Consider the following 12,784-nt stretch of genomic DNA (forward strand, 5'->3'; position numbering starts at 1 on the left):
CTGTTTTTATCTATCTCTACTATACTTGTTTTTGAGAAAACACGCAAGAAAAAAGCGAACATTTATTCGATTTTCCTTCAAAATAAAAATTTGGATAGTTTTCCTCTACCCAAATTCCTATGTTTTAATCTATTTTAATAACGTTTTGTGTAGCCACGTTCTTCTAACAGCTGCATTAAATAGTGGCATGTAAATTTCACCGCACGGAGCCGATTCGTATTCCGCATGCCTGATAAATGAAGTAAATATGTAAGCGGCTCCTCATCATTTATGGCAATACCAATCCAAACAGTACCTACTGGCTGATGATCATGCGCAGTGGGACCTGCTTCTCCTGTAAGGCCAATCCCAATATTTGTAGCAAATTTCTCACGAACAGCACTTGCCATTGCCGCCGCACACTCAGCACTCACAACACCATGTGTATCAATTAATTCTTGTGAAATGCCTAGCTGTTTTACTTTCGCATCTGCTGCATAGGTAACAACGCCTCCTATAAGAGCATTTCCTACCCCTGGAATTTCCGCAAGCTCAGATTGAAATAACCCAGCAGTTAAACTTTCTGCAGCCGCGATTGTTAGCTTATTATCCAATAGCATTTCTACCGTTTTTGAGGCAAGGGAATCATCATCTACACCATATTGATAATCACCAACAAGTGCTTGTATTTCCGCAACCTTTGCCTTAATAAGCTGCCTAGCTTGCTGCTCTGTTGCGGCTTTAGCTGTTACGCGTAACGTTACCTCACCATCAGAAGCAAGTGGAGCAACTGTTGGATTGGTTTGTGCATCTAAAATATTTTGAACTTGTACTTCAAGCTCGGCCTCACCAATTCCATAAAATCGCATAACATGTGATGCAATGATCCCTCCATCATTAAGCATCGCAGCAAGTTTAGGTTTAGCCTCAAATTGAAACATTGGTTCTAACTCTTTTGGAGGTCCTGGTAATAAAATATAAGTGCGATCATTTTTTGTGAAGATCATACCTGGAGCCATTCCATGGTGATTAGCTAATACTTCACTCCCTGCTAAAATTAATGCCTGTTTACGATTATTTTCCGTCATTGGACGTCCTCGTTTAGCAAAAAATTGCTCAATATACGTCAATGCTACTTCATCAAACTCAAGAGAAACACCAAGATGACGTGCAATCGTTTCCTTCGTTAAATCATCTTTTGTTGGACCCAGTCCTCCCGAAAAAATAATGAGATCTGCACGAGACTCTGCCACTTCGATAGCTTGTTCTAAACGCTTTGCATTATCGCCCACTACGGTATGATAAAAAACGTTGATGCCAAGCTCGGATAGCTGGCTTGAGATAAATCTCGCATTTGTATTCGTAATTTGACCTAATAATAGTTCTGAGCCAACCGCAAGAATTTCAGCATTCATGATCCCAAGACCTTTCTTATTTAGACTCAAGTAATACACGTCGATTTAGATAGAAATAATCCCACCCTGACCAAAGTGTAAAGAACAATGCAATATAGAGCATGATTTTATCAAATGGAATACCAACCAATGTAAAGATTGTATTGTGTAAAAGAGCAGCAGCAATCGCTACAATTTGTGCCCAAGTTTTAATTTTACCAAGCTGATTGGCAGCGACCACTTCTCCTCCACCTGCCAAAATCAAACGTAAACCCGTAACAGCAAATTCACGACTAATAATAATGATAATTACCCAAGCAGGTGCCATCTTAAGCTCGACCATTAAAATAAAGGCTGCTGAGACAAGTAACTTGTCAGCTAAGGGATCTAAAAATTTCCCAAATGTGGTCACAAGGTTATACTTACGTGCGTAATAACCATCCACCCAATCGGTTGTTGAAGCAAAGATAAAAATAAGTGCACCTATAAAATGATGGATTGGCATCTCAGCACCAAAAAGCGATAATGTTCCCCAGCCAAAATCAAACATCATAACAATGACAAAGAATGGAATAAGCAAGATTCGAGAGATGGTAATTTTATTTGGAATGTTCATTTTTCTAACACCTTTCATGATGAAAGAAAGTAGTCATCATAGGATGACTACTGTTCTTTATTGAAATTGATGACGATATTTTGCGTTACAATTTGTTGTGCATACGTTAGAAGTTCGTCATTAATATAGATTTTAGCTTGCGTTGAATTACCGAGACGAATACGAACATAGTTTTGTGTTGAGGCGTCAAATTCAACTACTTCCCCGGCATTATAGACACGCGTATCTGTTAAGATTTCTTGTTGCTGTTGATTGCGAATACCAACAAATGTAGGGCCTGATATTTCGATTTTAAGTTTCATTGTATCCGTCCCTGTTAACGTATAAGAAGTTGTCGCTCCATCTGCTTCAACAGTACCCGCGGAAATTGTTTGCTTCATCTCTTCAGTTTGATCAGTGTCATCTTCATCAGTTGGTGTTTCTTCTGTAGCTTTTGTATCATCTTTATCTTTATCATTTTTCTGTGCATCTTTATTTTCTTGTTCTTTTTTATCCTTCTCACTATCAATTGGCTTGACATTTGTGTCATATTCCATCTCAGGAGTTGGATTTACTTCTTCGCTTGTCCCTGGACTGTTTTTTGATTGCCATAGCACCCATATAGCCACAATAATGACTACAATAAATAAAGCAACAATGATTTTTGGCATAGCCTCCATCATTTTATTCGAAGGGCCTTTCGTTACTTTTCTTCTGCTGGGGCTATTCGTCATCGATTGACTTACTTGATCGTTTGGAGTGCTCGGTAGTTCATTTTTATATGTCTCTAAGATTTCTTCCGCATCCAACCCAACAGCTTCTGCATATTGTTTGATAAAAGCTCGTACATAAAACGAACCAGGCATAATGGAATAATTGCCCTCTTCAATTCCTACTAAATAACGTTTTTGAATTTTCGTTATTTCTTGTAAATCGTCTAAGCTGTAGCCTTTAGACAGTCTCGCCTCTTTCAGTCGAGTCCCTAATTCTGCCACTAATAACACCTACTTTAACATCAAATTAAAAATTAAATCCTCCAAAAGAATCCGATTCGGACATATGATTTTTTTCCATTATTTCATAAGTAATTTCTTCATCAGTGTGATGACGTAGTTCAATAATATAATCAAAATCCTCTATTTTATATTCTGAATGCTGAACAAACATATCTGGATGCTCTACAACTTTGATACAAGGCATATTCATCATTTCACGCACTAATTGCAAATGTTTCTCATCAGATGAACGTCGAGTTACAATACCATCTAGAATAAAAATATTGTTACGACTAAATTCATCTCCCACAAGCTTATTACGAACTGTTTGCTTAATCATTGTAGATGATAAAAAGATCCATTTTTTATTGGCACAGACACTGGCGGCTACTATGGATTCAGTTTTTCCAACACGTGGCATGCCACGAATACCAATCAGCTTATGTCCCTCTTTTTTAAAGAGTTCTGCCATAAAGTCGACTAAAATACCTAATTCATCTCTTACGAAATGGAATGTGTTTTTTTCATCTGCATCTCGAGGAATATAACGACCATGCCTAATGGCTAAACGGTCACGAAGTTTTGGTTGTCGAAATTTGGTTACGTTAATATGTTCCATTGTCGAAACAATTGTACGAAAACGCTCAATTGCCTCATCATTGTCTGTATGCACTAACATACCACGTCGATCCTCATCTACACCATTTATTGATATAATATTGACACGAAGCATCCCTAAAAGTGAAGCAATATCTCCTAATAATCCAGGGCGATTCACCTGAATTTCATATTCAAAGTACCAATCGCTCAACACACTCGTTCCCTTCCTATTAGTTAACGTAAAAAATCCTTTATAAGTTCCATCATAGCTGATTTTTTATGTAATGGAAAGTTAGAATACATGGAATTACAGTGTTATTTACTAATTTTTTTTGATGACTGTTAAATAGGCTTACATACGTTCCCGTTTTCACAGATAAAAAGTTTACTGTATAGCAAAAAGAGGAGATTGGCTCTCCTCTTTTATTTACTGCACATGCTTATTTTGTACAAGCTTAATGACACAATTCGCTAATGCATGTTTTTCATCTTCAGAGGCAACGCCCCATAAATCCGACAGCACTCGCTCTTGTTCGTTTTTAGGATCGACATTAGTCGCCAAATATTCCCCAATTTGGACAGCAGCCGTTTGAATCATTTTCTTCGGCATACCGCTTGATTCAGCTTGCATAACGTTTTGTCCTAAAAACGATGTCCATTTTTGCCAGTTTTCTAAAATGGTCATATTCTTCCTCCTCCTTTACACAAGTAGTATGTGCAAAAGAGATTATTATATGTACCAGCCTCCATTTAATCGTACGATTTGTCCTGTCACATAATCAGCTTTACCAGACAAATAAAAACGTACCATTTCAGCCACATCTTTTGTTTGTCCAATGGAGCCTAGTGGGATATCGTCCAAAATGTATTGAAGCTCTTCTTGATTTAGATGGCTGTTCATTGAGGTATTTATAAAGCCAGGAGCAATAGCATTCACTCTAATCCGAGATAATGCCGCTTCTTTTGCATAGGATTTAACAAAAGCATGTTGCGCACCCTTAACAGTTGCATAAAGTGCCTCCCCCGCTGAGCCAGCCTCTCCCCAAATGGAACCTATAAATAGTACATAGCTTACATCATGCTTGCGAAGTTTTCCAGAAAGTAAAGCTGTTAGTCTCATAGGATTTTGAACATGAACACGCCATAAAGCATCCATATCCTCCACTGTTGTATCTTCGAGCAATGAATAATGGGCTTGTCCATTGGCAAAAACAATTGCCTGCACATTGAAAATTTGCGCGGCTACTAATTCTGCTCCATTAACGATTGAAAAATCTCCCTGTACAAGCATAAATTCTTGTGCAGGGAAATTTTCGGAAAGCATTTCACATAATCTCTGTGCCGCATTTTGATTGTTTGAATAATGTACATAGATGGACCAGCCGTCCTCAGCTAAGCTTTGACAAATGGCATGACCGATATCACCTGATGCACCTAAAACAAGGGCAAATTTTTTCACTGTGCATCCTGCTTACTTGGCAGAATTTTAAAGACTGTTTGCTGTGTTTCACCTTGGATAGAAGCAAATGCTTTTTGTAAGTCCTCAACGGTTAAAGTCTCAAGTACTGGTACTACATCAAATAAATTCATGTCATTAAAGGAATACCGTGTGAATTGGTTTGCGATAAACTCGATCGAATTTAGTGCACGTAGGAAGAACCCAATTTTTTTGCGTTTTATACGATCCAAACCAGCAGGATCGAATTGGCTATTTCCTTCATATTTTGCTAATTCGTCCATAATCGTTTTTGCCAATTTATCAGGCTCTGCTGAATCTGATCCAATCATGGCAAATCCAAAGCCATTTTCTAAGGTAAAATCAAAAGCATACGTCTCATCAATTAAACCTTCCTCGTAAACACGTTCATAAAAATCAGAAGTACGTCCAAAAATAAGTTCAAGCGCAATTTGAACGGACAACTCATGCTTTAACATGTCCTGACCTGATAAATTAGTGTCTTTCGCTTTTAAACCAACATAAATTTTTGGTTTTTGAACATCCATATTTAATGTACGTTCCTTAATGGCTACCTCTGTTGGTTCTATATCAAAGAAGCGTTGAATTGGCGTTGGTTCTGGGAACTCTTTTTTACCTTGATTGTCACGAATAAACGTCATCATTTGCTCTGGTTCTACAGCACCAATCACAAATAACAACATATTCGAAGGATGATAAAACGTATTGTAGCATGTATATAAATGCTCTGCTGTAATGCCATCAATCGATTCAATTGTACCAGCGATATCAATCTTTACAGGATGATGATGATACATATTTTCGATTGTGCCAAAGTATAGACGCCAGTCTGGTTGATCATCATACATTGTAATTTCTTGCCCGATAATTCCTTTTTCTTTATTGACAGTAGCTTCTGTAAAGTATGGTTCTTGGACAAAATTCAATAATGTTTCTGTACTTTTATAAATATTGTCAGTAGATGAAAATAAATAAGCTGTACGCGTAAACGATGTAAATGCATTCGCAGAAGCACCATATTCGCTAAATTTTTGGAAAACGTCTCCATCCTCTTTTTCGAACATTTTATGCTCTAAAAAGTGTGCAATACCATCTGGTACAGTAATACTTTCTGTGTCACCAATTGGCACGAACGTACGATCGACAGAGCCGTACTTTGTTGTAAATGTAACAAATGTTTTGGAAAAGCCTTTTTTCGGCAATATATAAACATCTAAGCCATTGTCTAGTTTTTCATAATAAAGTATTTCATCTAATTGTTTAAATTCTATTGTTTTCATTGTGCGGCTTGCTCCTTTCCACATAAGAAATAGACCGCTTCAAGCTGCACTTGCTTTGCCATTGCAACAACATCTTCTTTTGTCACAGCTTTCCACTTATTTGCCCAGGCTTGAACTGAGAATTCCTCAGGTAAATCTTTATATTGATCAAAAATTTCAATTTGACCTCGTGCCGAATCTAAGGATTCTTTTAGCTGATTCGTCAGCATAGCCTTTGTTTGCTCCAGCTCTAAATCGGTAATGTCCCCAGCCTGCATGACGGCAAGTTGTTCTTTAATTAAAGATAGCGCTTTTTCTTCATTTTTAGCTTCAATCCCAGATACAACAAATACAAGTCCATAATGCGAAGCATAGGAACTAGAAGCATAATAAGCAAGACTCTCTTTTTCACGAACATTCATAAACAGCTTAGCATGTGGATATCCACCAAAAATCCCATTAAAAATTTGCATCTTAGAGAAATCTGCATCACCAAATCTAACAGGTGTGCTAAAGCCAATATGAAGTTTACCTTGTTTCATTTCATGCTGTTCTCTTACATAATCATTGTCTGGATGTTGTTGAGGGAGTACTGCTGGAACTTCCTCAGGAGTACGATCCTTAAATGGTAGCGCTTTTTTTAATTTCGCAACAATTTCCTCTTCATTAATGTCTCCAGCTACATAAATATCGATTTTGTCGTTAGCTAGCATCGATTGATAAGCCTCAAATAATGAGGCAGGGGTAATCTTTTGAATTTCTTCGACACTACCATTCGCTGAAATTGATGCTGGCTCATTTGGTCTCAGGATTTGTTGTAGACGGAATTGAGCAAAGCGAGATTTATCATCAAAAATAGATTCAATACGTTGAATAACTGTCTTTTTCTCACGCTCAACAACGGATTCCTTAAAGACACCATTTTCTAGATTAGGCTCAAAAATAGCTGTATGCAATAAACCAAGGACTTCGTTTAAGACACTTGTATTTGCTAGATAATGATCATTAACAGTCTCTACATTCATAAGAACCGTATGCTCATTTCCGCGCTTAGATGTATCAAAATACAAAACTGTACCATACAAGTCATCTAAAAAGCTTCGAAAAGCAGCCGTTGTCTTATATTTAGCATTACTGTGCTGCAGTACATTTGTTAACACTGTACGCTCTGATGCACTTTTAGCTGTTAATGCTCTTCTCCATTTAATTGAAAAATTTACGGTTTTAAATTGGGTCGTTTGTCGGATATGCAAATTGACACCTTTTGCAAAAGGTATTGTTTTAAACATATGAAACCCTCCTATCCTTCTTAATATAACGATGTACTACACATACTATACATGTCTATTGTCTATAATTGCAAAAGGAATCCAAAGTATGTATGGGAAAAATTAAAAATTACGCCAATCCTATATAAAAAGGACTGAGCATAGCTTGCTCAGTCCTTAAAATGCTTTTCTTAACGTTTTCCTTTAATATAAGGCTGTCCACTCGCTTTTGGAGCGTTTGCTTTACCAATAAAGCCTGCTAAAGCAAGGATTGTTAATACATACGGTAAGATTTGCAGATAAACGGCTGGAACATTTTCGATAAATGGAATCTGGTTCCCTGCAATACTTAATGTTTGTGCTAAACCGAAGAATAAAGCTGCACCTAGCGCACCAATCGGATGCCATTTCCCGAAAATCATTGCGGCAATAGCCATGAAACCTTGACCAGCAATTGTTGCGTGTGAGAAGTCGTGCGTAATTGTTTGTGCATAGACAGCACCACCAAGCCCACCTAGAGCTCCAGAGATCATAACAGCAATATAACGCATTTTATTGACGTTAATCCCCATTGTATCTGCCGCCATTGGGTGTTCACCTACAGCGCGAAGGCGTAAGCCAAATGGTGTTTTATAAATAATAAACCAAGCACCAAAAGCTACCACAAACGCCAGAATAGACGTACTGTAAACATCATGGAACAATAAACGTCCAAAGAACGGAATGTCCTCTAAATAAGGAATACCAAAACGGCGAATAGGTTGGTCAATCATATCTGTTTGACCTTTATCATAAATCATTTTTACCAAGAATACAGTAGCAGCTAAGCCTAATAAGTTAATAGCTACCCCTGATACCGTTTGATCGGCACGGAATGAAATAGAAGCAACGGCATGGAAAAGTGAGAAAATCGCACCAATTACAACAGCCGCTAGCATTGCTACCCAAACAGTTGCCGCACCTAATGATGAAGCAAATTCTAAATTGATAAATATACCAACAAAAGCACCAACAATCATTAAGCCCTCTAGCCCGATGTTGACAACACCAGAGCGTTCAGAGAATACCCCACCGATGGCTGTAAAAATCAAAGGTGTTGCATATAGAATCGCTGAAGGGATGATGAAATATAACATTTCTAAAAAGCTCATGTTATTGTCCCTCCTTTTTCTTGCTCAGCTTTTGTAAGCCTACTCGAATAATATAGCCTGATGCAACGAAGAAGATAATCAATGCAATGATAATGGATACGATCTCTTCTGGGATACCCGCAGCATTTGGCATATTTAATGCACCATATTTTAAAGAACCGAAAAGGGATGCCCCAAATACTACGCCAAGTGGTGTATTGGCACCAAGTAAAGCAACGGCGATACCGTCAAAACCAATTCCTGTAAAGCCAGGTTTAATGGATGCGTTTTGGAACGTTCCTAATGCTTCCATCGCGCCGCCAAGACCTGCAAACATACCAGAAATCGTCATAGCTAAAATAATATTTTTATTGACACTCATACCTGCATAATCAGCAGCATTTTTGTTAAAACCTACTGCTTTTAGCTCGTAGCCCCGTGTTGTTTTTTCTAGAATGAACCACATCACGACTACCATTAAAAGTGCAACAATGATCCCATAGTGAAGACTTGAATTGTCTGTAAGCTCTCTTAAAAACGGAGAACGTAAAGAGGCTGACTCATGGATACGTTCTGTTTTAAAGCTGCCATCGGACAATTTTTTAATCACTGCATTTGCAATATAAAGTGCAGTGTAGTTTAGCATAATTGTCGCAATAACTTCATGAACTTTAAATTTCGCTTTTAAGAAACCTGCAATAAAGGCCCAAAATGCACCTGCAGCTGCTGCTGCAAGCAATGCTAATGGTAAGTGAATGATTTTAGGAAGTTCAAACGCATAACCTACCCAAGCTGCGGCTAACCAACCTAAAATTAGCTGACCTTCAACACCGATATTGAAGAGCCCTGTACGGAATGCAAAGGCTACCGCAAGACCTGCTAAAATATATGGTGTAATTTGACGAATTGTGTTCCCGATTGAATATGAATCTCCAAAAATACCTGTCCAAAGAGCGATATAACCTTGCACTGGGTCATAGCCACTGACTACCATGACGATAGCCCCTACAATTAAACCGATAATGATAGAGATGATAGGAACGAGTATATTAATGACACGATTTGACATTAGTCGTTCCCCTCCTTCGCATCACGCTTGATATTTTTTTTACTTTGCCCTGCCATTAGTAAGCCTAGCTCTTGTTCAGTCGTTTCTTTCGGACTTAACTCATCGACAATTTGTCCATCATAGATAACGGCAATTCGATCCGAAACATTCATAACCTCATCTAATTCAAATGAGATTAACAAAACGGCTTTCCCTTTATCACGTTGCTCAATTAGACGAGAGTGAATGAATTCAATAGCTCCTACGTCAAGTCCACGTGTTGGTAGAGCAGCAATTAATAGATCAGGGTTACGGTCAATTTCACGACCAATAATTGCTTTTTGTTGGTTACCACCAGATAATGCACGAGCTGGTGTCATCTCCCCATTACCAGTACGCACATCATACTCTTTAATGATTTGGCGAGCTTTTTCTGACACCTTTTTATAGTCCATGACAAAGCCCTTCGCTATTGGAGATTGGTAATATGTTTGCAATGCAATATTATGACCAATTGGGAAATCTAAAACTAAACCATGCTTATGACGGTCTTGTGGAATATGTCCTACGCCTTCCTCTGTAATTTTACGAGGCTTCATGTTAGTAATATCTTTACCATTCAGCTTGACTTTACCACTTTTAATTTTGCGTAGACCTGTAATGGCTTCAATTAATTCGGATTGACCATTACCATCAATACCCGCAATACCTACGATTTCACCTTTACGAACATTTAAATTAAGACCTTTAACTTTATCAATATTTCGATAATCCGTAACAACCAAGTTCTCAATTGCAAGCACTTCGTCAGTTGGTGTCGCATCCGTTTTTTCCGTTTTGAATTCAACTTGACGGCCAACCATCATTTCAGCAAGCTGATCAGGATTTGTGGCAGCGGTTACAACAGTGCCAATCCCTTCTCCCTTACGGATAATCGTCACACGGTCTGAAACTTCCATAATTTCTTTTAGCTTATGCGTAATTAAAATAATGGATTTACCTTCTTCGATAAGACGACGCATTATTTGAATTAATTCGGTAATTTCTTGCGGTGTTAATGATGCAGTTGGTTCATCAAAAATTAAAATTTCGGCACCGCGATACAATGTTTTTAATATTTCTACACGTTGTTGCATACCAACCGTGATATCCTCGATTTTGGCGTTTGGATCAACATCTAATCCATATTTTTCAGAAAGTGCTTGTACTTTCTTAGCCGCATCTTTTATATTCACAATTCCCATTTTAGTAGGCTCAGTGCCTAAAATGATATTTTCTGTTACTGTAAAGTTTTCTACCAACATAAAATGTTGATGCACCATGCCAATCCCTAAATCATTGGCAATATTCGGGTTTGTAATTTTTACTGCCTTCCCACGTACACGAATTTCGCCACCTTCTGGTTGATACAAACCAAAAAGGACATTCATCAAAGTCGATTTACCTGCACCATTTTCACCTAGCAATGCATGAATCTCGCCTTGTTTCAGTTGGAGGGTGATATTATTATTCGCCACGAAATTACCGAATTCTTTACGGATTCCTAGCATTTCAATCACATAATCCAAATTTGTCACTCCCTTAATAGGCACTATTATTAAGTATTTTTGCCTTAGCGTATAGTATCTGCTGCTACATGATGGATGGTACAGATAAGCCATACGTCCAGTAATGAATTTTCTACCAGAGGCTATATTTTATTGACCGATTTAATATCCCACGTATAGAGGTAGATGTTTTGCTAAATTAATACAGGAAAGGTCATCGTTAGAAACCTTTCTTCTATTAACTTGTTACCATCATTATTCAAATCATAATTACTACCTCTATAAGGTTCCTATAAATCTAGCTAAATAGAGTATTGCGAATAATCTAAATATAACGATAGATTGAAAAATCATCATAAGGTCCTTCTAAAAGTCCCTTATGATGATCAAAAGATGAATTATTTTTCCACTTTTTCTGGAACTTTGATTTCACCCTTAGCAATTTTCTCTTTATATTCGTCGATTACTTTTTGTACATCTTCTGGAATTGCACCGCGAGAGTCCGCAAGTTTAACGCCATCTTCAGCTAAACCGTAAACAAGTGTTTCTCCACCTGGGAAATCACCATTTTTCGCTCTATTTGAAATATCTACTACTGCTGTATTAACACCTTTTAACATAGAAGTTAATGTAACGTTTGTTTTATCGTCTACTTTACCTTCTTCGTATTGGTCAGCATCTACACCGATAACCCATACATCAGCATTTGGATCTTTCGCTTTACGCTCTTTTGCTTCAGAGAATACACCGTTACCAGTTGCACCAGCAGCGTGGAAGATTACATCTACACCTGAAGAATACATGCTGTTCGCTGTAATTTTACCAAGATCCGCTTTATCAAACGCACCAGTATATTTTACTTGAATTTCGATATCTGGATTTACTGCTTTAGCACCTTCAACGAAACCAGCGTGGAAACGGTTAATAACTGGAATATCAACGCCGCCTACGAAGCCGATTTTACCTGTTTTAGATGTTTTCGCTGCAGCAACACCTGCTAAGAAAGCACCTTCTTGCTCTTTGAACAGTACGTTTACTACGTTGTCTGCTTCTACTTCAGCATCGATTAATGCAAAGTGATTATCTGGATTTTCAGAAGCAACTGCATCAATTGCATCAGCCATCATGAACCCGATACCAAATACTAGGTTAAAGTCACGACGAACTAAGTTGTTTAAGTTTGTTTCATAGTCAGCATCTGAAGCTGATTGTAGGTAGTCAAAACCACCATCACCTTTTGATAAACCGTGTTCTTTACCGTAAGCTTGTACACCTTCCCATGCAGATTGGTTGAATGATTTGTCATCCACGCCACCTACGTCAGTAACCATTGCTACTGAGAAAGCTTCTTCTGTGCTTTCGCCGCCTGAAGCTTTGTCATTTTCTTTCGCTGGCTTTTCGTCGTCTTTCGTACCACAAGCACCTAAAATAGCACTTGCCGCTAATACTGATGTTAATACTAAACCAAATTTACGTTTTTTCATTTAATTAA

12 protein-coding genes are annotated in these 12,784 nt (G+C 37.9%); all 12 read right to left on the reverse strand.

What is annotated here, in order from left to right; all coding sequences use genetic code 11:
- Positions 1–134 precede the first annotated feature (134 nt).
- Complete coding sequence (locus V1L66_RS17195) at positions 135–1,394, reverse strand: competence/damage-inducible protein A (protein ID WP_026023399.1); 1,260 nt, start codon at positions 1,392–1,394, stop codon at positions 135–137.
- Positions 1,395–1,410: 16 nt separating this feature from the next.
- Positions 1,411–1,989, reverse strand: a complete 579-nt coding sequence (gene pgsA, locus V1L66_RS17200) for a CDP-diacylglycerol--glycerol-3-phosphate 3-phosphatidyltransferase (protein WP_016992833.1) — start codon at positions 1,987–1,989, stop codon at positions 1,411–1,413.
- 47 nt (positions 1,990–2,036) lie between these two features.
- Complete coding sequence (locus V1L66_RS17205; RefSeq protein ID WP_333006467.1) at positions 2,037–2,972, reverse strand: helix-turn-helix domain-containing protein; 936 nt, start codon at positions 2,970–2,972, stop codon at positions 2,037–2,039.
- Between the two features lie 16 nt (positions 2,973–2,988).
- On the reverse strand, positions 2,989–3,774 hold the full coding sequence (locus V1L66_RS17210) for a DUF3388 domain-containing protein (protein WP_026023397.1): 786 nt from the start codon (positions 3,772–3,774) through the stop codon (positions 2,989–2,991).
- Positions 3,775–3,990: 216 nt separating this feature from the next.
- Positions 3,991–4,248, reverse strand: coding sequence for a DUF3243 domain-containing protein (locus tag V1L66_RS17215; protein ID WP_004224939.1), 258 nt, complete (start codon positions 4,246–4,248; stop codon positions 3,991–3,993).
- Between the two features lie 45 nt (positions 4,249–4,293).
- The gene (ymfI, locus tag V1L66_RS17220; protein ID WP_333006466.1) at positions 4,294–5,022 is read right to left on the reverse strand and encodes an elongation factor P 5-aminopentanone reductase; all 729 of its coding nucleotides are present in this window, start codon (positions 5,020–5,022) and stop codon (positions 4,294–4,296) included.
- A complete protein-coding gene (gene yfmH, locus V1L66_RS17225; protein ID WP_333006465.1) occupies positions 5,019–6,320 on the reverse strand; it encodes an EF-P 5-aminopentanol modification-associated protein YfmH in 1,302 nt (433 codons plus the stop codon). Before yfmH ends, ymfI begins: the two co-directional genes overlap by 4 nt.
- Entirely contained in the window at positions 6,317–7,588 is a 1,272-nt protein-coding gene (gene yfmF / locus V1L66_RS17230) for an EF-P 5-aminopentanol modification-associated protein YfmF (RefSeq protein ID WP_054550536.1), read from the reverse strand. Before yfmF ends, yfmH begins: the two co-directional genes overlap by 4 nt.
- A gap of 170 nt (positions 7,589–7,758) precedes the next feature.
- On the reverse strand, positions 7,759–8,718 hold the full coding sequence (locus V1L66_RS17235) for an ABC transporter permease (protein ID WP_008178940.1): 960 nt from the start codon (positions 8,716–8,718) through the stop codon (positions 7,759–7,761).
- A gap of 1 nt (position 8,719) precedes the next feature.
- A complete protein-coding gene (locus V1L66_RS17240) occupies positions 8,720–9,766 on the reverse strand; it encodes an ABC transporter permease (protein WP_004224945.1) in 1,047 nt (348 codons plus the stop codon).
- Positions 9,766–11,313, reverse strand: coding sequence for an ABC transporter ATP-binding protein (locus tag V1L66_RS17245; protein WP_333006461.1), 1,548 nt, complete (start codon positions 11,311–11,313; stop codon positions 9,766–9,768). The genes V1L66_RS17240 and V1L66_RS17245 overlap by 1 nt, the downstream gene beginning before the upstream one ends.
- Positions 11,314–11,690: 377 nt before the next feature.
- The gene (locus V1L66_RS17250; protein WP_036080376.1) at positions 11,691–12,776 is read right to left on the reverse strand and encodes a BMP family protein; all 1,086 of its coding nucleotides are present in this window, start codon (positions 12,774–12,776) and stop codon (positions 11,691–11,693) included.
- Between the last annotated feature and the right edge of the window lie 8 nt (positions 12,777–12,784).

Source organism: Lysinibacillus sp. IITD104 (assembly GCF_036698265.2).
GTDB classification, from domain to species: domain Bacteria; phylum Bacillota; class Bacilli; order Bacillales_A; family Planococcaceae; genus Lysinibacillus; species Lysinibacillus boronitolerans.

Coding starts and splice junctions, on each gene's coding strand:
- V1L66_RS17215 (WP_004224939.1), bottom strand. CDS start 4,248: ATGACCATTTTAGAAAACTGGCAAAAATGGACATCGTTTTTAGGACAA.
- V1L66_RS17250 (WP_036080376.1), bottom strand. CDS start 12,776: ATGAAAAAACGTAAATTTGGTTTAGTATTAACATCAGTATTAGCGGCA.
- yfmF (WP_054550536.1), bottom strand. CDS start 7,588: ATGTTTAAAACAATACCTTTTGCAAAAGGTGTCAATTTGCATATCCGA.
- V1L66_RS17240 (WP_004224945.1), bottom strand. CDS start 9,766: ATGTCAAATCGTGTCATTAATATACTCGTTCCTATCATCTCTATCATT.
- V1L66_RS17195 (WP_026023399.1), bottom strand. CDS start 1,394: ATGAATGCTGAAATTCTTGCGGTTGGCTCAGAACTATTATTAGGTCAA.
- V1L66_RS17235 (WP_008178940.1), bottom strand. CDS start 8,718: ATGAGCTTTTTAGAAATGTTATATTTCATCATCCCTTCAGCGATTCTA.
- pgsA (WP_016992833.1), bottom strand. CDS start 1,989: ATGAACATTCCAAATAAAATTACCATCTCTCGAATCTTGCTTATTCCA.
- yfmH (WP_333006465.1), bottom strand. CDS start 6,320: ATGAAAACAATAGAATTTAAACAATTAGATGAAATACTTTATTATGAA.